Origin of the sequence: Dactylosporangium fulvum (assembly GCF_025137375.1) — a bacterium.
Taxonomy (GTDB): Bacteria; Actinomycetota; Actinomycetes; order Mycobacteriales; family Micromonosporaceae; genus Dactylosporangium; species Dactylosporangium fulvum.
The window spans coordinates 6,896,277-6,919,359 of the sequence record NZ_CP073720.1 but is presented as its reverse complement, the minus strand read 5'-3'; the positions used below and the strand labels follow the sequence as shown (position 1 = coordinate 6,919,359).

Below are 23,083 nucleotides of genomic sequence, written 5' to 3'. Positions count from 1 at the left end.
CAGTCGCCCCCTATCGGAAGCCTCCGCCCTGGGGTTCTTCCGGGAGGTGTTTCCGGGAGAACCTCACACCCCGATTAGGACGGTATCCATGACCACTGACGCACCCGCCGCGCGTCTGGACACCTCACGGGCGCCACGGCCGTTGTGGCGCCGGGTCAAGCCCAAATCGCTGGTCCACCTGCTGGGGATCGTCATGATCGCCGGGCTCGTGTACCCGCTCGTCATGCTCCTGGTCCGGGCGTCGGGGGACGTCCGGGCATCCTGGGATGCGATCACCGCGATCCCCGACCTGTGGCCATCCCTGCTCAACACCGTGTGGTTGGCGCTCGGCTGCGTCATCGTCGCGGTCATACTCGGCGTGCTTCTGGCGATGTGCGTGGCGAACCTGCCCCGGCGCTGGTACAACACCGCGCAGCTGTTGTGCACCCTGCCGCTGTTCATGCCGCCCATCGCGGCGGTGTCGGGCTGGGTCTTCGTGGCGTCGTCGGCGGTGGGATACGGCAACGTGCTGCTGCGCACGCTGCTGGGCATCGAGAGCGACAGCGGTCCGTTCAACGTGTACTCGTTGCCGTGGATCGTCTTCATCACCGCGTTGTACCTGGTCTCCTACGTTTTCCTGTTCGTGAGCACCGCGCTTCGTGAGTCCGACGCGACCCTGGAACTGTCCGCGCGGGTGTTCGGCTCCAGCTGGTTCATGACCCAGATCCGCGTCGTGCTGCCGAGCATCCGGCCGGCGCTGTACTACTCCATCGGCATCGCGTTGTTGCTGGGGCTCGGTCAGTTCACCGCCCCGCTGCTCCTCGGCGCGACGGCCCGGGTGGACGTCATCACGACGGAGATGTACCGGCTGACGTCGGCCAGTCCGCCGAACTACGACGCGGCCACCCTGCTGTCGGTCCCGCTGCTCGCCGTCGCCATGATCATCGTGGCCGTCCAGCGGCGTTCGCTGGGAAATCTGCGCCGGTACACCAGCGTGTCCCGGGGCGCGATGCGTGCCCGCACCCCGCGTCGATGGCTGATCGTTCCACCGATCGTCTACGTCGTGCTGGCCATCGTTCCGCCGACCGCGTCGCTGATCCTCGTGTCACTCTCGCCGTACTGGACGGGCTCCGTCGACTTCTCGAACATGTCGCTTCGTTCGTACCAGGAGGTGCTGGCGACTCCGCAGTACGTCGACTCGATCACGACCACACTGGAGATCGTGCTCCTGAGCGTCATCGGGGGCATCGTCCTCTCCACCGCGGTCGCGTTGTACATCACCAGATCGCGGTCCTTCGTCGCGCGGTTGCTGGAATTCACCATCAACCTGCCGATCGCGATGCCGGGGATCGTGATCGGCCTGGGCATCCTGATCTCCTACGGCCTGGGGTTCCTCGACCTCTACGGCTCCCAGACGGTGTTCGTCATCGCCTACATCTACCTATACATGATCTTCGGTACCCGTATGATCGTCAGCGGACTTACCCGGCTCCCGGACAGCTACGACCATGCGGCGCGGGTGGCGGGCGCCGGCGCGGTGTCGACGTTCCTGCGCATCAAGCTTCCGCTGCTGCGCAATTCGATGACCTCGGCCGGCATGCTGATGCTGGTGCTGATGAGCCATGAGTTCGCCGCATCGATGATTCTGCGTACGTCATTCCTGCAGGTCCTGTCGACGAAGCTGTTCGACGCCTTCAACTACGGCATCTACCCGGACGTGGCCGCGCTGGCGGTCATCATGGTTGCCATCTCGGCGATCTGCGCCGTGGTGATCCTGTCGACCCGAGGTGGGCGCAATCTTGAAATCTGAGCTGACAGATCACCGTGCCCGGCCTCGGCCGACGGTGGCCGACGCGACGTTCCACTACGCGGACATCGAGACCCTGGTCCGCCCCAGGCGGGTGGCGGTGGTCGGAGCGTCGAACCGTCCGGGGAGTATGGGCAACTCGACCTACGTCAACGTTCGCAAGCACTCGGACATCGAGTCGGTGTTCCCGGTGAACCCGGGCTCGCCGCAGGTGTGCGGGGATGCCTCCTACCCCACCGTGTCGTCGATTCCCGGCCCGCCCATGGATGTCGTCATCATCCTGGTCGCGGCCGAACACGTGCTCGACGCCGTGACCGACTGCGTGGCGGCCGGCGTCAGGCACGTCATCGTCCTCAGTTCCGGCTTCTCCGAGGTCGGGGTGGAGGGGGTGGCCATGCAGGAGGCGATCCTGCGAACCGCGCGGGCGGCGGGCATGACGCTCTACGGCCCCAACTCTCCAGGCCTGGCCAACATCGCGGACAAGGTCCTGCTCAGCATGTCGCCGGTGGCGCACGAGGACGTGGTCAGCGGGCCGGTCGGCCTGGTCACGCAGGGTGGCGGCATCGGCCGGGCGATCATGCAGTGGATGGACCTCGGGCTCGGTATCGGCATGTGGGCCTCACCGGGCAACGCCGTCGACCTCGACATCGCCGACTTCATCCACCAGATGCTCCTCGACGACCGCATCACCGTGATCGCCGCGGTCGTCGAGGGTTTCAGCGACGGCGCCAAGTTCATCGACGTCGCCAAGAAGGCGCGAGCCGCAGGCAAGCCGATCGTGCTGATGAAGATCGGCCGTTCCGAGTACGGGCAGATGTCCGCCGCTTCGCACACTGCATCGATCGCCGGCGACGACGAGGTCGCGGACGCGGTCTTCGAGCAGTTCGGGGTCATCCGGGTCAACGACGTCAACGAACTTGCCGAGACTGCCGCGCTGCTCTCCCGGATCAGCGACCCGTCGCGCGTCGGGGACATCTGTGTCTACTCCTTCTCCGGGGGTACCTCGTCGCACGCGGCGGACCTCGTCGGTGCGCAGGGGTTGCGCCTGGCGGAGTTCAGCCCACAGACGAAGGCGGTGTTGGACGCGCACGCGCCCAGCTTCGGCTTCGTGGACAATCCGGTCGACCTGACCACCCGCGTGTTCACCGACTCCGAGCTCAACCGGAGGATTCTCGGTGAGATCGCCGCCGACCCGGCGGTCGGCTCCATCCTCTTCGCGATGCCGGCGGACTATGCGGACAGCACGATTTCCGTGGTCAGCGAGGCGATCGAGATCGTCTCCAGGTCCGATACGCTGCTGGTGCCGGTCTGGATGTCGCCGCGTCACGGCGGCGGCTTCCGGGTCATGGTCGAGGCCGGCATGGTGCCGTTCGCGAGCGTGTCGGCGGCCGTCAAGGCGCTCGGACGCATCTCCCGCTGGGCGGGCGGCGGGAAGGCGGCCACGGGCCGGGCGCCGCGTCCGGAGCACAAGCCGGACACCGACTCGTCGCCGGTACGAGCGCTGGACTACGGGTCGTCGCGTGCGCTGCTCGAACCGGCGGGCATTCGCTTTCCGCGCGAAGTGTTCGCGGATTCCGCACAGGCCGCGGTCGATGCCGTCGCGGCCGTGGACCGCCCGGTCGCGGTCAAGGTGGTCGCGGACGGACTGCTGCACAAGACCGAGGTCGGCGGTGTGCGGCTCAATGTCAGGAGCCGCGCGGAGGCGGTCGACGCCTACGAGTCGATGTGTGGCCCAGCCGGCATCGCCCGCCTGGGTGTGGTTCCGTCGGGGGTCACCGTGCAGGAGATGATCGAGGACGGTGTCGACGTGTTGGTCGGCGTGCACGACGACCCGATCTTCGGGCCGGTGCTGACGTTCGGCACCGGCGGCATCTACACGGAGATCGAGCGGGACGTGATGCATCTCAGCATCCCCTTCGACCGCAAGTCCTTCGACACGGCGGCCGGCAAATTGCGTGTCTGGAAGCGCCTGACGGGGGTGCGCGGTGAGGCGTCCGTCGACCTCGACGCGGTCTTCGAGGCGGTGCGCAGCGTGGCGACGGCCTACGTGGCCAACCCGCAGGTGTCGGAGCTGGAGATCAATCCGCTGCGCGCGCTCCGCGTGGACCGCGGCGGCGAGACCGTCGCGCTCGACGCCGTGATCGTCCTGGCCCGGCCGTGAGGCCTCGAGTCCCTGGGAGGGGAGAAGCGTTGGAACTGCCGATTGAGGATCGCCTCGCGATCGAAGACCTCTACACCCGCTACTGCTACGCCATCGACTCGCTGGATGTGCCGGAATGGGTGTCGTGTTTCACGGAGGACGGCACGTTCGCGCCGGCCTACGGCTCCATCGGTGGCGAGTACCGGGGCCGGGAGGCGCTCGCGACGTTCGCCGCCGACCCGGGACGCGACCGCGGCACCCGGCACTGGAACACCAACCTTCGTTTCGTGTCGGTCACGCCGGGCGAGGTGCAGGCAACCTGCTACGCGCTCCTGGTCGACTACGAGCGTGAGGAGCCGTTCCTCCGCACGCATGTCGTCTACCACGACACGGTTCGCCGGGTGGACGGGCGCTGGCTGTTCGCCTCCCGTCGCCCGCGCCGCGACACCGTGCGGACTGCGCCGACCCTGTGAGGTCGGGCCCGGCGTGCGCGGCGACCCGATCTCGTGATCGCGGTGCGGACGATGGGCGCGCCGCGCCGGTTGGGCTGCCGCCCCGATCACTACCTGTCCGACGAGTAACTGGGATCATTGGCGCCGATGCGGCTACGTCGGCCGGGTCGGCGCCGGTGGAGGAGCAGAGAAAGGCACCCGCTATGTGGGCTAGGAGTGGTTGGAAGGGCCGGAGACCGCGCCGGAGAGGGTTGTCCGTTGCCGCGGCGGCCACACTGCCGGTCCTGCCCGCCTCGGCATGCGCCGACAGTACGCCGTGAGCGACGTCGTCGAGGCCGTCGAGCGCCAGGGTGTCCTGACTGTCACCTTGAACTCGCCGCAGACCCGTAACGCGTTGTCCGTCGAGATGCTCAGCGGCCTCGGACGCATCCTCGACGAGGTCAGGCTGAGCACCACCTGCCGTGTCCTGGTGCTCAGGCATGAGGGGCCGGTCTTCTCCGCGGGCATGGACCTGAAGGACAAGTCCGGTGTGGTGATGGAGATGCTCCCGCCGCTCCTCGCCTCGTTCTGGACGTTGCCACAGCCGACCATCGTCTGCGTCGAGGGGGCGGTCCGCGGCGGGGCAGTCGGCATCGTGGCCGCCGCCGACGTTGTCGTCGCGACTTCGGCGGCGCACTTCGCCTTTCCTGAGGTCAAGCTCGGCGTGGTTCCCGCGATCGTCTCGGCCCCGGTGCTGCACCGCATGCCGGCGCGCACAGCGTCGCGCTACTTTCTGACGGGGGAGTCCTTCGGCGCCGAGGTGGCGCGCGAGGCGGGACTGGTCACCGAGGTCGTCCAGCCGGACGGCGTGGCCGCGACCGTGGCGCGATTCTGCGGCCATCTCCTTCAGGCGGCTCCGACGGCTCTCGCCGCGACGAAGGGCCTTGTTCGAGGCAGCCGGCTGCCGTTGACGAACGACGAGGTGCTGCGCGTGCTGAGGACACTGCTCGACGTCGCCCGCGCGGCGTCGGAGTCCGAGGACGGCCGGGAGGGGCGCGCGGCGTTCCTCGCGAAGCGCAAGCCGGCGTGGAGCGCCGAATACCGCACGTGATGTGAACGGCGGGTGTGGTTGCTGGACCGCGTCGGACCGCGCGAGGACCGACGTGCACGGGACAAGGGAGGATCATGGTGGGACGGCGCCCGCTCGAGGGCATCCGGGTGGTGGAGCTGACCGTGTGGCTGTCTGGGCCGATCGGGGGGATGTTGCTGGCCGACCTGGGAGCAGACGTGATCAAGATTGAGTCTCCCGCGGGAGACCCGACGCGCGTGCACCGGGCACCTACGGCAGGTGAGGCCGCCGGTGACCGGGTGGTCTCGGTCACCTACGACGTCAGCAACCGCAACAAGAGGTCGATTGTGATCGATCTGAGTAGTGACGAGGATCGTGGTGTGCTTGAGGACCTTGTCCGCACCGCGGACGTGTTCCTGACGAACCTCACCACCCGAGCCGTCCGCAAGCTGGGCGTCGACGAGGAGTCGATCCGGGCCATCAACCCGAGCATCGTTTTCGCGCATTCGGGTGGCTTCGGCCACCGGGGCCCGCTCGCCGATCAGCCGGTCCAGGACATGACCGGGATGGCCTACTCCGGCATGCTCTTCACGATGTCGGGCGAAGCGGACACCCCCTTCGCTCCGCCTGGTGCGACCAACGACGTCATGACCGGGACCATGGTGGCTTTCGGCATTTTGGCGGCGCTGCTCGACCGGCAGCGCACCGGGGAAGGTCAGACGGTCCGCAGTTCCCTGGTGATGACCTCGCTGTGGGCCCAGATGCAGCTGGTGGGGTCGGCGGCCAACACCGCCGGTGCCGTCGTGACCGGCAAGCCGCAGAAGGATCCGCGTAGTCCCGTGCTGAACCAGTACAGGTGTGGTGACGGCAAATGGATCGCAATCGCTGTTGTGACCCCGCGGGACTGGGAGCCTTTCCTGCGCGCCGTGGGCCTTGCGGCGGAGTCCCTCCCGGACGGAGTGGACAGCTACGCGGACGCGGTCACGCACGCGGGGAGGATGCGCGAGTTTTTTGACGGGTTCTTCGCCCAGCGGCCGCGCGACGAGTGGCTGGCGAAGCTGCGCGCCGAGAAGCTGTGGTGTTCACCCGTCAACACGATCGAGGACGTGCTGCGGGACGACAACATCCGCGAGAACCACTACCTGTCGACGCTCGACGATGGCACCGTTACGGTGGCGATGCCGTTTCAGCTCGACGGACTCGTGCCGCCGCTGAGGAGCGGGCCGCAGCTCGGCGCCCACGACGCGGAGATCCGGGACGAGGTGCGGGCGCGGCGCGCCGGTGGGTGAGCGAAGATCACCAGCAGGTCCGCAGGAGTTCGACGAGCTGTCTCTCGGAAACGTCGGTGCGGACGTTCTCGACGTACCCCCGTTCACGCATCGTAGCTGTCGCGATGTCCGTGAGCCTGTCCGCCGGCACGCCAAGATCGCGAAGTCGCTCGGGCAGGTGGTACGACGTCCGGATCGCGTCGAGCTCCGCCGTCAGCGCCTCGATGCTCGAGTCTCCCGCGGCGGCCAGATAGCCGGTTAGTCCCGGCCAGTCCGTGGTGTTGAAGCGGACCGTCCGGGCGAGCATGACGGCGTGGGCGGCGCCATGGTTGACGCCGGCCACGGCGCCGAGGGCGTGGCAGACGGCATGCTCCAGACCACTCTTGGCCCTGGTCACAACCAGCCCGGCGAGGACGGCGCCGGTGGCGAGGCGGCGCAGTTGCTCCGCGGTCGAACCGATGGTCCGGCCGCGGAGCATTCGTAGGCCGCTGCTGGCCAGCGCATCGGTGATCGGGGTACGCGAGGGGGAATAGAGACCCTCGAGGCAGTGCGCCATCGCGTTGAACACGGTGCCGAACAGCACCGCGGGCGGAGTGGTCGCGAGAAAGTCTGTCTCGTAGATGGCGATCCTGGCCGCGAGGTGCTCAGCCCAGACGACGCGCTTGTGGCCCGCCGCATCGATGCTCCCTGCCGCGGCCGTGAGTTCCGCCGCCGACAACGTCGTGGGCAGGGCGACGATGGGCACGGCCTCGGCGGCAGGCTGGTCGCCGAGCAGGGCGGCTACCACGTTCTTCGCCGTGTCGCTCACCGTGCCACCGCCCAACGCGATGATCGCGTCCACTCCGGTCCCGGCCAGTTCGCGGGTAATGCGTGTCACGTCCGAGCTGCGAGCGTGGCCGGTGAGGAAGTCGAACACACGTTCGTCAGGTATTGCGAGCGCGTCGGCCAGCCGGCGCAGCCGCCCGTCGTGATGTGCGGACGGTGAGGTCAGGAGCGCCGGGCGGAGTCGGCCGTCGTCGCGCAGGAAGCCGCGGGCCGCGTCTGTCGCCACGCCCGTGCCAACGACCACGGTAGGTCCTAGAGCATCGCCCCGCCACGAGTAGGTCGGGCCGGGCTCGCGATCTTGAGCAAGATTCAGCACATTCCCCAGCCTCGCGTGTTTGTCCAAGGTTCTTTACTACCTTAGATTGGTAACTACGGACAATGGGAATGATGCTGATACTCTGCTCATGCCTGTCGCCGGCGGTGGGTCACACAGGGCGGGCCGACCCGCGCGACAGCACGGCGTGCCGAACTCGTTCGACCCAAGCGAACACGGAGAGATAGGGCCAATGGCAAAGGCGAATTCGGTTCCAGACGGTGGCAAGTCCACGGCGAAGCTCGTCGCGAGCCTGGTTGATCTTGGATTTTCCCAGTACGAGGGCCGCACCTACGCCGGCCTCGTCGGGCAGCCACCGCAGACAGGCTACTGGGTCTCGAAGGAGACGCAGGTACCTCAGCCCAAAGTGTACGAAACGCTCGGACGCCTCGTCGAGCGCGGCGCCATCGTCCAGGTCGACGACAAGCCGGCCCGCTTCGTGGCCGTGCCTCCCCAGCGGCTGCTCGCCCAGATGCGGGCGGCGTTCCAGCACCGCATTGCCACCGCCGAGCTCGAGGTCTCCCGCCTGCGGGCCACCTCGTCCGAAGCGCGCTCGGTGCGCCCCTACTGGGAGGCGGACTCGTGGGAATCGATCAAGGAGACCGCCGAGTCGTTCATCGGAGACGCCCGGGAGCGCCTGCACGTCTCCGGCCACACCGAGCATCTCGCGCAACTGAAGTCCACCGTCCATGCCGCGGACGACCGCGGTGTGCGCATCGACATCCTCTGCTTCGGTGAACCGCCGTTCGAGTTGAGCAACGGTTTTGTGGTCAGGCACAGCAGCACCGACAAGATCGTCTATCCGCACCACCAGGCCCGCCACCTGGCGCTCGCCGCCGACAACGAGCACGCCCTGTGGGCCCTCGCTCGTGACGGTGAGGACTGGCAGGCCATCTGGGCGGAGAACGACAACCTGCTTCCTGCGCTGGTCAAGGGCTTCATCCGCCACGACATGTACGTACAGCGCACGTTCGGTGACTTCAGCGAAGAACTCATCGCGATGTACGGTCCCGGACTCGAAGGCATGGTCAACCCGCACCTCAAGCCGATGCGTGCCAAGAAGGAGAGCGGCCCGAACAGGCGCACCGCGTGATCCGATCACCCGACCGGGTTCAGGACCGTAGGTAGGTGACGACGGCCAGGACGCGGCGGTTGGTGTCGCGGTCGGTGGTGAGCTCGAGCTTGGTGAAGATCGACGCGACGTACTTCTCCACGGAACTTTCGGACAGGTGCAGCACACCGGCGATGGACTCGTTGGACCGGCCTTCGGCCATCCCGGCGAGCACGTCCCGTTCTCGCCCGGTCAGGCCGGCCAGGCGATCGGCCCGGCGGCTGCGACCGAGCAGCTGCCGGACCACCTCGGGGTCGAGGACCGTGCCGCCGGCGCCGACTCGCCCGACTGCGTCAAGGAAGTCGCCGATGTCGGCCACCCGGTCCTTGAGCAGGTAGCCGATCCCACCGCCGGCGTCGGCGAGCAGGTCGGCGGTGTACCGCTCGACGACATACTGCGAAAGCAGCAGGATCCCGGTCCCCGGCCGCGACGCCCGGACCGCGACGGCGGCCCGCAGGCCCTCGTCGGTGAACGTCGGCGGCATCCGGATGTCCACGACGGCGAGGTCGGGGTGGTGCGCGGCGACCGCGTCGAGCAGGGCATCGGCGGTGTCGACGGCGGCCACGACGTCGTGGCCCGAGTCGGTCAGCAGCCGCCGCAGCCCGTCGCGCAGCAGCGCGGCGTCCTCCGCGATCACGATGCGCACGGCAGCTCCACGGTGACGGTCGTCGGCCCGCCGGCCGGGCTGTCGAGGGTGAGCCGGCCGCCGAGGCTCTCGGCCCGGTCGACGAGCCCCGCCAGCCCGCCGCCGGCCGTGATCGTCGCACCGCCCGCGCCGTCGTCGCGCACCTGCACGCGCAACACCGCCGCGTGCCGGGCCACGACGACGTGGATGCGCCCGGCGCCGCTGTGCTTGACCGCGTTGGCGAGCAGCTCGCCGACGCAGAAGTACGTCGTGGACTCCAGCGCGGCCGACGGGCGCTGCGCGACGTCGAGGTCCAGCGCGACGGGGATCGGACAACGCGAGACGAGCAGCGGCAGCGCGCCGTCGAGCCCGAGGTCGGTCAGCACCGCCGGGTAGATGCCGCGGGCGAGGTCCCGCAGCTCCGCCAGCGCCTGCTTGGCCTGCTCGTGCGCGACGGCGACGTGACGGGCCACCGCCTGCGGGTCACCGCCGCCTTCGAGCGCCTGCCGGGCCTGTCCCAGCTCCATGGCCACGGCCACCATCTGCACCTGGGCGCCGTCATGGAGATCCCGCTCGATGCGCCGCAGGTGCGCCCCGGCCTGTTCGACCGCCTGGTCGCGGCGGCGTTCCAGCACCTGCGCCAGGTCGGGACCCGCGGCCGGTCGCAGCATCCACCGCAGCCGGAGCCGGTCGACGGCGGCCAAGGCACGCACGATCCAGGCCGCGGCGACCAGACCCGCGAGCCCCGCCAGGCCGATGAGCAGTGACTGCGGCCCCGTGTCCGGACGCCACCGCATCCCGGCGACCTCGAGCCCGTCCCAGCCGTCCGGGGTGTACCGGTACCACACCGGGTAGGTGGCCGCGGCGGCCGGCAGCGCCCAGACGAGGACGGTCGCATACGCCATCGCGATCGCCAGGGGCCCTGTGGGTAGCAGGAACGCCAGCAGCCGCCAGCCGGTGACGTCGGTGAGCCCGTCACGGACCCAGCCGACGACGCCGGCCGACCGCCGGCGCACCGCGGCCGGCTCGGCGAGATCGAGCCGGAGCAGCACCCGAGCCCGCCACCGCTCGACCCGCGCGGCGAGCCGGGTGCCGCGCACGAACGCGGCCAGCACGGCGAGGCCCACGACCGTGAGCCCGGCAATCGCCGCGTAGCCGGTGAGGCCGACGTAGCCGACCACGAGCGCACCGACGGGAGCGCCCAGCAGGAGATGTCCGCTGTACCGCCACGTGTCGGCCCGCACGGGCGCCAGCACCACCCCGGCCAGCCGGGATCCGGTGGTGGGCGGGGTGCTCATCGGTGCCGTCATGATTGGGTACCAGTCAACCACGCGGCACCGGTCCGGCGTCCTCCGCCCGCGGCCGGCCAGCGGGCCAGCACCAGCACACCGGCGGCGACGACGGCGAGCGCGACGAAGTTCAGCAGGCCCGCGTCGACGTTCCCGGTGCCGCCGACGGCCCATCCCGGTCCGGTCAGCCGCAGTTGTAGCAGCGCGTCGCCGTGGTCGGGTTCGGTCGCGGTGCCGACACCGAACAGGTAGTCCTGAGCCCAGTTCCAGCCGCCGTGGATGCCGATGGCCGCCCACAGCGAGCCGGTGGTGACCCGTGCCGCGGTGAGCAGCACTGCGAACAGGACGAACTCGATCATTCCCGCAGCGAAATAGCCGATCGAGGTGACGCCGCCGAACAGGTGCAGCAGCGCGAAGATCCCACTGGCGACCAGCGCCGCGACCGGTACCCGCATCCGCTCGACCAGGTTGGCGAACACGTACCCGCGGAAGGCGATTTCTTCGACCGCGGCCCGCAACAGCACCAGGACGGCACCGACGACTACGGCGATCGTGGCGGGCAGCGCGCCCCGGGCGGTCCACGACCATCCGTCGACCCGCGCCCAGCCGACGCTCACCTCGATGCCGAACCAGACGGCGATGGCCGCCACGCCGACCCCGAACCCGGCGGCGAGCCCGACCAGCTCCCGCCGCCCGGGCCCCGGCATCCCGATGTCGGCCCAGGGCCGCCGGTCGAGCAGCCGCCGGAAGAGGTACGTGACGAGCACCGTCACCGCCAGCACGGCAACGGTCGCCAGCACCACGACCGGCGTCGTGGCCCCGGAACCGACGATGCCGTAGGTGACCACCGCCGCGGCGGCGAACACGCTCACCACATAAACGGTGAGTCGTAGGGGCAGGCGCAGTCGACGCTGCGAGTCGATCAACAGTCGCATAGGTTCGAAACTATGGAGTCGGGCGGAGTGACCGTAGCCGGTTGCCCACCGGATCCGATTGAGGCCAACCACAACACTTGATCATGTTCATCGACGCCGATGTGAATGCCGTTTGTATGCCGCGGAAGGGCATACTCGCACAGCCAGAGCGGGAAACCGGGGGAGAGTGTGAACCACATCGAATGGATCGAGCGCTACCGGACGGCTTGGCTCACCAAAGACGCGGACGCGGCGGCGAGCCTGTTCACTGCCGACGGGGTCTACCTCTCGTCGCCGACCAAACCGCCACACGTCGGATCCGCGGCGATCGCCGCCTACTGGCGTAAGGCGACAGCCACCCAGCGCGATCTGGAGCTGCGTTTCGGTCGACCGGTCGTGGACGGGCGCCGCGTGGTGGTGGAGTGGTGGGCCACGATGGTGGATCCGGAATGGAAGCCAGAGGCCGACAATCCCCAGGTCACGCTGCCCGGCTGCCTGATCTTGCGGTTCGACGACGCCGGACGGTGCGAGGAGCTCCGCGAGTACTACAACCCCGCCTTCGCGGAAACGCAGCCTCCACCCGCCGGCTGGGGTCTCTAGTGGTGCTGACGTGGCCGCACGATGCGCCGGCACGTGATGACGCCGGTGGCGGGTGCGAGGAACGTCGCATGCCGTGGCACCACGCGATCGTCGACCGCAAGAGAACGGTAAGCGCCGCTGCGCAGCATAGGTCCATGCCGACCACGACCGACCGCCAGCTGATCGTCTCCACGTTCGCCACCCTCGACGAGATCCGCACATGGGTTCATCCGGTTGTGCGCGGACGCGGCGAGCCCATCTTCGCGGGTTGGCCCGAGACACGGTGGCGGCTCGCGTGGTGGTCATCGCTGCCCAAGGGCGTCATGATTCTGGCACACCGCCCGGAATCGTCGTGACCGACGTTTCCGCGATCCTCCTCGCGCTGGAGCGGGACCTCTGGCGGGCCAACCGCGAGGGTGACGCCGACTTCTACCGCGCGACCCTCACCGACGACGCCCTGCTGGTGAGCCGGTTCGGGGCGGCGCCGAAAACCGTGGTCGTGCCGATGATCGCGGCCAACCGCAACCCGTTCGTGCGGACGGAACTGTCGGACCAGCAGGTCCGGTTCCTCGGCCCGACGGCCGCTCTGGTCACCTACCGCGCCGACTACACCGCCCGCGTCGACGGCGTCGACGTCGACCTGTCGGTGCTCGCCACTACCGTCTACGTCGAGCGTGACGGGCAGTGGCTCGTCACGCTGCACCAACAGACCCCGCTGGGGCCGTGACCGCACTGCCGTAGGTGCTGGCAGTGTTCGGTCCGCACACCACACCTGTGGGTGGGCCTGACCGGCCCGCTGGAACGTGCCCAGCGGGCCGGTCAGGTGCGTCGCGACCCCGACGTGGGACATGCAGGGGCTCACACGATTCCGGCGAGCACTCCCAGTGGGTCGTAGCGCCTCCGAACGGTCTCGAGCCGCTCGCCGATCTCCCTGGGCCACACGGCGGCGAGGCGTTCTCTTGTGACGGGAAGGCCCATGATGTTGGGGTTGCTCTCCGCGGCGAACCAGCGCTCGGCCACCTTCGTCCAGTCCGCGGCGGCTGCCGGCATCGCCTCGTCGAACAGGTCCTGGCGCACTCCGATCAGTCCGCAGGTGAAACCCGCGCTCCGACCGGCGACCGCCGACTCGCCATTGAGGTCATACCGGGTGGCCGCGCCGAGGTGCCGCAGCTCGGCCATCACGAACGGGGTCTCCGCGGCTGGGCCGAAGGACGTCAGGAACGCGGAGGCGAAGTCTTGGTCGACGCCGGAAAGCAGGTTGCCGTATACCTGAACCGGACCGGGCTGGGTGGGATCGTTGTGGATCTGAGCGATGTCGGCCGCCTTCATGACGCCGAGCCGGTCGAGATAGACGGGGGCCGCGGACCGCAGAGGTGCCGCCAGACGCTCGCCCTCCGAGCCGTCGCCGGGGAACGCGAACCGCAGACTCAGCAGGGTGCGGCCCCGGATCGCCTCTGGCACGGCAGGAAGGTTCGGGAATCGAGTGATCGCCGCGCTCGTGCTGACCCGGTCGTCCGCGGTTGTCGTGTAGTCGATCCATGCCCGCAGTGCCGTCTCGATGTGGGGCTCCTCGTAGAGGAGGGTGCCACCGTAGAGCGACGCCAGTTCGACCAGACGCAAGCGGACCTCGGTCACGACACCGAGACCGAATCGGCCCCCACGCAGCGCCCAAAAGAGGTCCGGCCGGTTGACGCGGTCCGCCGTCACGATCTCGCCTGTGCCGGTGACGACCGTGAAGCCTTCGGCGTAGTCAGCGGCGAACCCATGGCTGCGCGCCAACGGACCCAGGCCTCCGCCGAGAATCAGCCCGACGACACCGACGGTCAGTGATGCGCCGGCGATCGGTGCCAACCCGTGCTCGGCGGCCGCAGCGATCACGGCGTCCCAGGTTGCGCCGGCGCCCACCGTGACAACTCCAGCGGCCGGATCGATCGCGACCTCGTTCATCCGACTCGTGGTGATCATCAATCCTGAGGTTACGGGGAGGACGGCACCGTGGCCGGTGGCCTGGACGCTGACCTGCCATCCTTGATCGGCCGCGCGCTGGACGGCTGCCGCGACGTCCGCGGCCGATTCGGCACCGATCACCAGATCGGGAGTGTGTGTTGTCGCACGGTTGAATGCAGCGATCTCTTCCGCGTAGCCCGGATCATGTGGTGCCCATGTCGGAGCCACAGAGTACTGGTCTTGGAGTTCCACAACGTCCTCTTATGGGGTCGCATCCAGTGTTGATGGAGTGGGCAGGAGCCGTTGACGGATCGAGCAGTTCTTCATGGGCGTGATGGTCGCCCCGACGACTCGGCCGCCGTCGCGCTCGCTGCCGGCGTCGCCTCGAGCAGTGACGCCACACGCCTGCGACTGAACATGGATGCCCCCCTTCGCCGTGCACTTCTGTGCATGACGCCACCATGCGGGCGGAGGCTTACGGTTCCCTTACGATCCGCGTCCTTCGATCCCCGACAGGTGCGGCTGGTCACCTCGGCGAGGTGGGTGTGCCCTTCAGCGGGTACGGGATGAAGGTGCTGCGGTTCTCGTCCAGGTCGAGTTGCCGGCTGATCGGCGCGGCGGCTCGTTGCGGGCAGTTCGACCGTTCGCAGGTCTTGCAGCCCGGACCGATCGGCATGGCCGCCTCGGAGTCGTGCAGGTCCATGCCGGTCGAGTAGACCAGCCGGCCGGCGTGCTTGATCTGGCAGCCGAGCCCGATCGCGTAAGCCTTGCCGGGCTGGCCGTAGCCGCCGTGGTGCCGGGTGATGGTCCGGGCGATCCACAGATACCGCTGCCCGTCGGGCATCGCCGCGACCTGCGTGACGACGCGGCCCGGGGCGCTGAACGCCTCGTAGACGTTCCACAGTGGACAGGTGCCGCCGGTGCGGGAGAACGGGAAACCCGTGGCCGACTGCCGCTTGGACATGTTGCCGGCCCGGTCGACCCGGACGAACGAGAACGGCACGCCCCGTGAGCGGGGTCGTTGCAGCGTGCTGAGCCGGTGGCAGATCGTCTCCCAGCCCATCGCGAAGTGCTCGGTGAGGAGGTCGATGTCGTACCGGCGGCTCTCCGCGGCGGTCAGGAACTGTTCGTACGGCAGGATCAGCGCGGCGGCGAAGTAGTTCGCCAGCCCGACTCGGGTGAGAATCTGGGTCTGGACGTCGTCGAACCGCTCCTCCTCGATGATCTCGTCGATCACGTCCGCGTATTCCAGCAGCGCCAGCTGCGCGGCCATCCGCATCGTCTCCTGCCCGGCGCGCAGCGACGTCGACAGGTGCAGCGTGCGGGTCTGCGGGCGGTAGCGGTGCAGCTCGCCGCCGAGCGACTGGGCGTCCTCGTGGGCGACCTGGATGCCGTGCAGGTGCGTCAGCCGGTCCCGCAGCGCGGTCCGGATCCTGCCGCGGCGGAGCCCTATCTGCGCCGCGAGGGTCTCGGCCGCCTCGTCGAGGTCCGGCACGTAGTTCTGCCGGCGGTAGAAGAACTCGGTCACCTGGTCGTGCGGGCTGCGGCCGAGTTCGCCCCGGTCGCCGACGAGCTCGGTGAGCTGGTCGGCGACCTGCCGGTAGCGGCGGTGCAGCTCGATCACGGACGCGGCGAGCTCCGGCAGCCGGCCGGCGAGCTCGGTGAGGTCCGCGATGCCGCCCGCGCCGGGGAGTGCCTCGCGCAGCCCGGCGACGAGTTGTGGAGTGTCGTGCGGGGCGAACACGGCCGGGTCGACGCCGAACAGCTCCGTGGCGCGGATGAGCACCGGGGCGGTCAGCGGCCGTACGTCGTGCTCGATCTGGTTGAGGTAACTCGGTGAGATCGCCAGGTGCCGGGCGAGGTCCGTCTGGCTCAGCCCGTGGTCCTCCCGCAGTCGGCGCAGCCGGGCACCGGCGAAGATCTTGGTGATCGCCCTCACCTCCCAGATAGTTATAGCATCGCTGTGAAATGTGGATTTCGCAAGTTAGCAAAATGGTCCGGCAAATTCGCAGGACTTCGCTTGATACGTCTCTCGACCAGCGCGCCGTCGCCGTGTGACGGTGAATGCACCCACCACCGGCGGCGGATCGGCAATGGTCCGCCCGGTCGCCCGTGCGCCGGCCCCGCCGGCGGCGCACGGGCGACCACGGTACAGCGAACGAGGAGCACGCGATGCGGGACGCAGTCGAACGGTTGCGACAGGAATGGGCCACCGACCCACGCTGGCAGGGCGTGCGGCGCAGCTACGGTCCTGAGGACGTGGTGCGGCTGCGTGGTGCGATCCAGGAGGAGCACACCCTGGCCCGCCGCGGGGCGCTGCGGCTGTGGCAGCTGCTGCACGACGAGGACTACATCCACGCGCTCGGCGCGCTCACCGGCAACCAGGCGGTCCAGATGGTCCGCGCCGGCCTGCGGGCCATCTACCTGTCCGGCTGGCAGGTCGCCGCGGACGCCAACCTCGCTGGTCACACGTACCCCGACCAGAGCCTGTACCCGGCCAACTCGGTGCCTGCGGTGGTCCGCCGGATCAACAACGCCCTGCTGCGCGCCGCGCAGATCAGCACCGCCGAGGGCGACGAGGACGCCACCGGGTGGCTGGCCCCGATCGTCGCGGACGCCGAGGCCGGCTTCGGCGGCGTGCTCAACGCCTACGAGTTGATGACCGCCATGATCGTGGCGGGCGCCGCCGGCGTGCACTGGGAGGACCAGCTCGCGGCCGAGAAGAAGTGTGGCCACCTCGGCGGCAAGGTGCTCATCCCGACCGGGCAGCACATCCGCACCCTGGAGGCGGCCCGGCTCGCCGCCGACGTCGCCGGTGTGCCGTCGCTGATCGTCGCCCGGACCGACGCGCAGGCCGCCACGCTGCTCACCACCGACATCGACGAGCGGGACCAGCCGTTCGTCACCGGCGAGCGCACCGCGGAGGGGTTCTACCGGTTCCGCAACGGCGTCGACGCCTGCATCGCCCGGGGGCTGGCCTACGCGCCGTACGCCGACCTGCTGTGGATGGAGACCGGCACCCCCGACCTCGAGGTCGCCGCCCGGTTCGCCGAAGCGATCAAGGCGCAGTACCCGGACCAGATGCTCGCCTACAACTGCTCGCCGTCGTTCAACTGGCGCAAGCACCTCGACGACGCGACCATCGCCAAGTTCCAGCGGGAGCTGGGCCACATGGGGTACAAGTTCCAGTTCATCACCCTGGCGGGCTTCCACGCCCTCAACTACTCGATGTTCGACCTGGCCCGCGGTTACGCCACCGACGGCATGACCGCGTATGTCGCGCTGCAGGAGCGGGAGTTCGCCGCCGAGGCCGACGGCTACACCGCGGTCAAGCACCAGCGCGAGGTCGGCACGGGCTACTTCGACCTGGTCAGCACCGTGCTCAACCCGGCGGGGGAGACCACCGCCCTGCGCGGGTCGACCGAGGCGGAGCAGTTCGCGTGAGGTACAAGATCATCGGTCCGATGGCCGACCGCTACGACGAGGTCCTCACCGCCGACGCTCTGGACTTCCTGGTCGCGCTCGACGGCCGGTTCACCGGCCGCCGCGTGGCGCTGCTCGACACCCGCCGGGCCCGCCGTGCCCGGTACGCCTTCGGGCAGATGCCGGACTTCCTGCCGGACACCGCCCGGATCCGGCAGGACCCGACCTGGCGGGTGGCGCCGCCCGCACCGGGGCTGACCGACCGCCGGGTCGAGATCACCGGCCCGCCGGACCGCAAGATGACCGTCAACGCACTGAACTCCGGTGCGCAGGTGTGGCTGGCCGACTTCGAGGACGCCACCGCGCCGACCTGGGACAACATCATCGGCGGGCAGCTCAACCTGATCGACGCGCTCGACCGGCGCATCGACTTCACCGATGAGCGCGGCAAACGCTACGCCCTCGGCGATGAACCGGCCACGATCGTCGTCCGGCCGCGCGGCTGGCACCTCGTGGAGAAGTGGATCGTGGTCGACGGGCGGCCGATCTCGGCCAGCCTGGTCGACTTCGGCCTCTACCTCTTCCATTGCGCGCGGCGGCAGCTCGACGCCGGGAAGGGCCCGTACTTCTACCTGCCGAAGCTGGAGGACCACCGCGAGGCGCGGTTGTGGAACGACGTCTTCGTCTTCGCCCAGGAGTACCTCGGCCTGCCGCTGGGCACCATCCGGGCCACGACGCTGATCGAGACGATCACCGCCGCGTTCGAGATGGAGGAGATCCTGTACGAGCTGCGCGAGCACTCGGCCGGGCTGAACGCGGGCCGATGGGACTACATCTTCAGCATCATCAAGAACTTCGGCCAGTGGTCCGAGTTCGTCCTGCCGGACCGCTCCGACGTCACCATGACCGTGCCGTTCATGCGCGCCTACACCGAATTGCTGGTGAGCACCTGCCACCGGCGCGGCGCACACGCGATCGGTGGCATGGCCGCGTTCATCCCGAGCCGGTCACCGGACGTCAACGCGGCGGCCGTCACCCGGGTCCGGGCGGACAAGGAACGCGAGGCCGGCGACGGGTTCGACGGGTCCTGGGTCGCACACCCGGGTCTGGTCGAGGTGTGCCGGGACGCGTTCACCGCGGTGCTGGGCGACCGTCCGAACCAGCTCGACCGGCTCCGGGACGACGTCGAGGTCACCGCCACCGACCTGCTCGCCGTCGACAAGACCCCGGGCCAGGTCACCGTCGAGGGGGTGCGATCCAACGTCGAGGTGGCGCTGCGGTACATCGATGCCTGGCTCGGCGGCACGGGCGCGGTCGCGCTGTCGAACCTGATGGAGGACGCGGCGACCGCCGAGATCGCCCGCTGCCAGGTGTGGCAGTGGCTGCACCACCGCACACCACTGGCCGACGGCGGCGTTGTCACCGACGAACTGGTCCGGTCGCTGCTGGCCGATGCCCTGGCAGCGCTGACCGCGGGTCGTGAAGGGCCGGACCGCGACCGTGCCGTGGCAGCGGCCGGTGTCGTCGAGCGCACCGCGCTCGAGGAGGACCTTCCGGCGTTTTTCACCACGGACGCGTACGCCCACCACCTCGCGCCGTCCGTCAGGTGCGAACCGGGTCACTGACGGGGCCTGCGCGGCGGCGTGCTGAAGCCCGGGGAGATGTCTCCCCGGGCTTTGCGACGGTCGGAGGGTTCAGCGCCGGGCCTGGCGATCGGTCCGGGTGAAGACCTTGAGGACCGAGCGCAACCCGAGGACAAAGCCGCACAGCGCCAGGCTGAACCCGAGGAGGGTGTTGAGGCGGATCCGGGGAGTGACGAAGGGCCCGGTGTCGGCGACGATCAGCAGGACGGCGGCGAGGATCGCTCCGACGGCCACCACGGAGACGACGACGTCGTTGAGGCGGCCGCGGAGCCACCTGCGGTCGTCCGGGTCTGCCAGCGGACGTACGCGCACCGAGAACGTCCCGTCGGCCAGCGCGGCCGTGGTCCTCTCGAAGCGTGACGGGAGCCGGCCCAGCGACGCCGCGACGACGGACCCGCGGGCCTTGGTGAGGTCCGCGATGCGGTCGGGGGCGAGCATCCGGGCGGTGATGTCGGCCGCCGAGCGCTGCGCCGCTCCGATCAGCGAGAAGGTCGGGTCGAGCGTGACCAGCGACTCCTCCGCGGAGGCGATCGTTCGCAGCGCGGCGGCAACCTGCGGCGGGAGGGCGAGGCCGTGGCGGCGGATGACGTCGAAGAGATCCGCGAACACGTCGGTGCCCGCGTCGGTCCGGAAGCGCAGGGTCGTGATGACCTGCCCGATCTCACGCCGCAGGGTCGTGACGTCGGTGTCGGTGGGTGAGCCGACGACCATCAACAGCGCGTCGGTCGCCGCCACGTTGTCGTCGATGCCCACCGCATACAGCAGGGTCGCGAGCAGTTGCCTTGTCTCGGCGTCCAGTACCCCGACCGAGCCGAAGTCGAGCAGACCGATCCCTTCCGTGTTTCTGGCTGCGACGCGACCCTCGAGTCGGCCCGGCCCGACGGTAGATTAGCAGGTGAGAGCCCCCGACAACGGGCGTCCTCATCGCGCCGTGACGGTGCCGTCGTTTCTGTACAAGACGGCCGCGGTGGCCGGTTCCTAGCATGGCGTGGGCGCCCGGCCGCAGCCCGCTCGTCGATCTACCTGGCGACCTCGTCGCTTGTCTATGAGGAGAACAGCACATGCGTGATCTGGTCTACACCGGGTTCGTTTCGCTCGACGGCGTTGTGGACTCCCCGGGCGGCGGGCCGGGCGAGGAGCATCGCAGCGGTGGCTGGGTGGTCAAGGGCATCGAATTCCTGCCCGAGGCCTTCGCGCTCAAGGGCGAGGAGCTCGAGGAAACGACGGCGCTGATGTTCGGCCGCCGCAGCTACGAGGCGTTCGCGCCGGTCTGGCGCGACTCGGACGACCACGCTGCCTACAAGGAACTGCCGAAGTACGTGGTCTCGACCACGCTGCCCGACGACGCCCTCGTCGAGGGATGGGGTCCGACGACGATCCTGCGCTCGACCGACGACGTGGCCGAGCTCAAGCAGCGCGAGGGTGGCGCGATCTTCATCCACGGGAGTGCGGAGCTCGCCCGGCGCCTGTCGGACGCGGGCCTGATCGACCGGTACCACCTTCTCGTCTTCCCGGTGCTGCTCGGCGCCGGGAAGAGCCTGTTCAGCAAGGCGGACAAGGACAAGCAGGCACTGAGCCTCCGGGCGTCCGCGGCCTATCCGAACGGCATCGTGAAGCTGATCTACGACGTCGTCGGCTGATCCAGATTCAGGGCGATCGCACCGCCGGTGCCCTCGCGGAGTTGCCGCGCCGTTCGCCCGACGTACCGGCGCAGCGCACGGGCCAGGTGCGGCTCGTCGAAGTAATCGAGCCCGGAGACGACGTCGGCGACCGGGCCGCCGGCGGCCAGCAGCGTCGAGGCCTTGCGTGCGCGTTCGATCTGCCGCACGACGCCCTGAGTGAGCCCGGTCGCCGCTCGGAACCGGCGTTCGACGGTGCGTGCCGAGACCGCCGGACGGTGGCCTCGGCGGATCCCGGTGACGAGCGGGTCACGGATCACGGCTCCGGAGCGGACAAGACGGTCGACCAGGGCCTCGGCGTCGTCGGGGCCGGGCGTCTCCCAGCGGACGCCGTCCAGCCGGAAGGTCCTGCGCGTGGCGTCGGGGAGCTCGGTGCCCCCGTCGACCAGGACCGGCGTCGGCACGGCCCGAAGTGATGTGCCCACGGCGAATTCGATGCCGACGAAGGCCGCGCCCTCCGGCACCGGCGCGGTGCCGGTCCTGGTCTCGGGGCCGGAAATGCTCGCGCACGCCCTGCCCTCGCGCTCCCAGAACACCAGGCCCCAGCACACCGTCGCAACGGAGGTCATCTCCACGACCTGCTCGCTCGTGCAGGTCCACACGGTGTCGATCCACGGCGAGTCGGACGCGCGCGTCTCGAACCGCAGTCCCACGGGTGCAGGATACGCGCGGTGCCGGACTGCTGTGGTGCCGAGCGAGCGCACCGGTCGGTGCTTTCTGGCGGGCACGCAACATGCCGGCGTTCCGTGCCCGCCGTCGGTGTTCAGGAGGCGTTGTGGTCGGCGATGACGTCCAGCACCCAGACCACGCCGAATCGGTCCTTGAGCATGCCGTAGAGCGGGGCCCAGCCGGCGGGGGCGAGTTCCTGGACGATGGTCGCGCCGTCGGACAGGCCCTTCCAGTAGGACGTGATCTCCTCGGTCGACGTGCCACGGACCGAGACGAAAAACGCGTTCTGGCCCGGGTCCCACGGCATGCGTGCGGGAACGTCGTATGCCATCACGTGGAAGCCGCCGGCGCCGGCGACCTGACCCCACATGATCTGGTCCGCCTCGGACGGGTCCTGCACGTTGTGGGCGTCCCGGTAGCTGACGAGGGTGAGCTCGCCGCCGAACACGGACCGGTAGAACTCGAGCGCCGCGCGGGCGTCGCCACGGAAGTTCAGGTGGGTGGTGGTGCTGACAGCCATGGTTGGCTCCTCGGTCGTAGCTTGTCGATTTCCGGGCACGGTGGTGCGCCCGGCTGCCCGGCGACAGGTGGTGTCGACCGGAAGACGGTTTGCGGGTTGTGGGATGCCGGTGCCGGCGTCGGTCAGGTGGCCGGTGCGTCGCCGATCGGTGTGTTCAGCAGTGCGGGCAGGACGACGCCGTCGACCAGGGCGAGGAGGAACTCGCGTTCGAAGGGTTTGCGCTGGACAAGTGCACGGTAGGCCGCCATGGACGGGATGACCTGCGAGAGTGTCTCGATGTCGGCCGTCGCCGGGATTTCGCCGCGGTCCACGGCGCGGCGCATGAACACGAGGTGTGCGTCGGCCCACGGCTCCACGACCGCGGCGTTCGCGGCGTCGGCGAAGGTGTGATCGGTGGAGATCATCGCGGCGAGTCCCGCCATGATCCGCAGTCGTCGCTCGCCTTCCTCGATCGACTGCGGTTTGTAGAGACCGAGGAGGTCGCCGCGGAGCGTGCCGGTGTCGGGCAGGTTTTCCAGGTCGACCTGGCTGCGTTTCATCCGGGCGATCGCATCGACGACGAGCTCCGCCTTCGACGGCCAGCGCCGGTAGACGGTGGCCTTTCCCGCCTTGGCCCGTGCCGCGACCAGGTCCATCGTCATGCCGGCATAGCCGACCTCGGCGAGGACCTCGAGGGTCGCGTCGAGGATGTCGGCGTCCCGGGTGTGGTCGCGTTTCCGGCCGGTGCGTGCGGTCTGCTCGTGCTTGGACGTGCCGTCGTCGGATGCGTCGTGTGTCATGCGGCGGGTACCTCCCGTCCAGAAACGGTACCGTCCCGTTCTGGAACTGGCAAGTTCCGAAACTCTGGAGTTC

Annotated in this window: 22 protein-coding genes; 12 read left to right on the top strand and 10 right to left on the bottom strand. The window is 69.3% G+C overall.

Annotated features, from left to right (window positions below):
* Window positions 1-88: 88 nt before the first annotated feature.
* From Dfulv_RS31895 to Dfulv_RS31875, 5 genes are all read left to right on the top strand, one after another.
* Window positions 89-1,789 (top strand): ABC transporter permease, encoded by a 1,701-nt coding sequence (locus Dfulv_RS31895; RefSeq protein ID WP_259857506.1) that lies wholly within the window; start codon window positions 89-91, stop codon window positions 1,787-1,789.
* Entirely contained in the window at window positions 1,779-3,947 is a 2,169-nt protein-coding gene (locus Dfulv_RS31890; protein ID WP_259857505.1) for an acetate--CoA ligase family protein, read from the top strand. Before Dfulv_RS31895 ends, Dfulv_RS31890 begins: the two co-directional genes overlap by 11 nt.
* 29 nt (window positions 3,948-3,976) lie before the next feature.
* Window positions 3,977-4,399: a nuclear transport factor 2 family protein gene (locus Dfulv_RS31885; protein ID WP_259857504.1), complete on the top strand. Its 423-nt coding sequence runs from the start codon at window positions 3,977-3,979 to the stop codon at window positions 4,397-4,399.
* Between the two features lie 277 nt (window positions 4,400-4,676).
* On the top strand, window positions 4,677-5,468 hold the full coding sequence (locus tag Dfulv_RS31880) for an enoyl-CoA hydratase-related protein (protein WP_259857503.1): 792 nt from the start codon (window positions 4,677-4,679) through the stop codon (window positions 5,466-5,468).
* Window positions 5,469-5,542: 74 nt separating this feature from the next.
* Window positions 5,543-6,715 (top strand): CaiB/BaiF CoA transferase family protein, encoded by a 1,173-nt coding sequence (locus Dfulv_RS31875; protein WP_259857502.1) that lies wholly within the window; start codon window positions 5,543-5,545, stop codon window positions 6,713-6,715.
* A 7-nt stretch (window positions 6,716-6,722) separates the two neighbouring features.
* Here the strand turns inward: Dfulv_RS31875 and Dfulv_RS31870 are convergent, their stop codons facing one another.
* Window positions 6,723-7,763, bottom strand: a complete 1,041-nt coding sequence (locus Dfulv_RS31870; protein ID WP_259857501.1) for an iron-containing alcohol dehydrogenase family protein — start codon at window positions 7,761-7,763, stop codon at window positions 6,723-6,725.
* A gap of 217 nt (window positions 7,764-7,980) precedes the next feature.
* Here Dfulv_RS31870 and Dfulv_RS31865 point away from each other — a divergent pair, with 217 nt between their 5' ends.
* Window positions 7,981-8,925, top strand: a complete 945-nt coding sequence (locus Dfulv_RS31865; RefSeq protein ID WP_259857500.1) for a TrmB family transcriptional regulator — start codon at window positions 7,981-7,983, stop codon at window positions 8,923-8,925.
* 19 nt (window positions 8,926-8,944) lie between these two features.
* On the opposite strand, the gene Dfulv_RS31860 is transcribed toward Dfulv_RS31865, so the two are convergent.
* The 3 genes from Dfulv_RS31860 to Dfulv_RS31850 are packed head-to-tail and all read right to left on the bottom strand — an operon-like array spanning window position 8,945 to window position 11,792.
* Complete coding sequence (locus tag Dfulv_RS31860; protein ID WP_259857499.1) at window positions 8,945-9,589, bottom strand: response regulator; 645 nt, start codon at window positions 9,587-9,589, stop codon at window positions 8,945-8,947.
* On the bottom strand, window positions 9,577-10,866 hold the full coding sequence (locus Dfulv_RS31855) for a sensor histidine kinase (RefSeq protein WP_259857498.1): 1,290 nt from the start codon (window positions 10,864-10,866) through the stop codon (window positions 9,577-9,579). Before Dfulv_RS31855 ends, Dfulv_RS31860 begins: the two co-directional genes overlap by 13 nt.
* 8 nt (window positions 10,867-10,874) lie before the next feature.
* Window positions 10,875-11,792: a CPBP family intramembrane glutamic endopeptidase gene (locus tag Dfulv_RS31850; protein WP_259857497.1), complete on the bottom strand. Its 918-nt coding sequence runs from the start codon at window positions 11,790-11,792 to the stop codon at window positions 10,875-10,877.
* Between the two features lie 168 nt (window positions 11,793-11,960).
* On the opposite strand from Dfulv_RS31850, the gene Dfulv_RS31845 reads away from it, so the two are divergent.
* The 3 genes from Dfulv_RS31845 to Dfulv_RS31835 all read left to right on the top strand — a co-directional run bounded on the left by Dfulv_RS31845 (window position 11,961) and on the right by Dfulv_RS31835 (window position 13,077).
* Complete coding sequence (locus Dfulv_RS31845; RefSeq protein ID WP_259857496.1) at window positions 11,961-12,371, top strand: nuclear transport factor 2 family protein; 411 nt, start codon at window positions 11,961-11,963, stop codon at window positions 12,369-12,371.
* A 134-nt stretch (window positions 12,372-12,505) separates the two neighbouring features.
* Window positions 12,506-12,706 (top strand): hypothetical protein, encoded by a 201-nt coding sequence (locus tag Dfulv_RS31840; protein WP_259857495.1) that lies wholly within the window; start codon window positions 12,506-12,508, stop codon window positions 12,704-12,706.
* A complete protein-coding gene (locus Dfulv_RS31835; RefSeq protein WP_259857494.1) occupies window positions 12,703-13,077 on the top strand; it encodes a nuclear transport factor 2 family protein in 375 nt (124 codons plus the stop codon). The genes Dfulv_RS31840 and Dfulv_RS31835 overlap by 4 nt, the downstream gene beginning before the upstream one ends.
* Before the next feature lie 131 nt (window positions 13,078-13,208).
* Here Dfulv_RS31835 and Dfulv_RS31830 read toward each other — a convergent pair whose 3' ends face one another.
* Complete coding sequence (locus tag Dfulv_RS31830) at window positions 13,209-14,438, bottom strand: FAD-binding oxidoreductase (protein ID WP_259857493.1); 1,230 nt, start codon at window positions 14,436-14,438, stop codon at window positions 13,209-13,211.
* 385 nt (window positions 14,439-14,823) lie between these two features.
* A complete protein-coding gene (locus Dfulv_RS31825) occupies window positions 14,824-16,236 on the bottom strand; it encodes a short-chain fatty acyl-CoA regulator family protein (RefSeq protein ID WP_259857492.1) in 1,413 nt (470 codons plus the stop codon).
* 233 nt (window positions 16,237-16,469) lie between these two features.
* On the opposite strand from Dfulv_RS31825, the gene aceA reads away from it, so the two are divergent.
* Both aceA and aceB read left to right on the top strand, forming a co-directional pair.
* Window positions 16,470-17,741: an isocitrate lyase gene (aceA, locus tag Dfulv_RS31820; RefSeq protein WP_259857491.1), complete on the top strand. Its 1,272-nt coding sequence runs from the start codon at window positions 16,470-16,472 to the stop codon at window positions 17,739-17,741.
* Between the two features lie 20 nt (window positions 17,742-17,761).
* Window positions 17,762-19,345 (top strand): malate synthase A, encoded by a 1,584-nt coding sequence (gene aceB / locus Dfulv_RS31815; protein ID WP_259868493.1) that lies wholly within the window; start codon window positions 17,762-17,764, stop codon window positions 19,343-19,345.
* A 69-nt stretch (window positions 19,346-19,414) separates the two neighbouring features.
* Here aceB and Dfulv_RS31810 read toward each other — a convergent pair whose 3' ends face one another.
* Window positions 19,415-20,116: an AarF/ABC1/UbiB kinase family protein gene (locus Dfulv_RS31810; RefSeq protein WP_259857490.1), complete on the bottom strand. Its 702-nt coding sequence runs from the start codon at window positions 20,114-20,116 to the stop codon at window positions 19,415-19,417.
* A gap of 308 nt (window positions 20,117-20,424) precedes the next feature.
* Here Dfulv_RS31810 and Dfulv_RS31805 point away from each other — a divergent pair, with 308 nt between their 5' ends.
* Complete coding sequence (locus Dfulv_RS31805) at window positions 20,425-21,003, top strand: dihydrofolate reductase family protein (protein WP_259857489.1); 579 nt, start codon at window positions 20,425-20,427, stop codon at window positions 21,001-21,003.
* On the opposite strand, the gene Dfulv_RS31800 is transcribed toward Dfulv_RS31805, so the two are convergent.
* From Dfulv_RS31800 to Dfulv_RS31790, 3 genes are all read right to left on the bottom strand, one after another.
* The gene (locus tag Dfulv_RS31800; protein WP_259857488.1) at window positions 20,985-21,695 is read right to left on the bottom strand and encodes a helix-turn-helix domain-containing protein; all 711 of its coding nucleotides are present in this window, start codon (window positions 21,693-21,695) and stop codon (window positions 20,985-20,987) included. The genes Dfulv_RS31805 and Dfulv_RS31800 overlap by 19 nt on opposite strands.
* A 110-nt stretch (window positions 21,696-21,805) precedes the next feature.
* Window positions 21,806-22,231, bottom strand: coding sequence for a VOC family protein (locus tag Dfulv_RS31795; RefSeq protein WP_259857487.1), 426 nt, complete (start codon window positions 22,229-22,231; stop codon window positions 21,806-21,808).
* A 122-nt stretch (window positions 22,232-22,353) separates the two neighbouring features.
* On the bottom strand, window positions 22,354-23,010 hold the full coding sequence (locus Dfulv_RS31790; protein WP_259857486.1) for a TetR/AcrR family transcriptional regulator: 657 nt from the start codon (window positions 23,008-23,010) through the stop codon (window positions 22,354-22,356).
* Window positions 23,011-23,083: the final 73 nt, after the last annotated feature.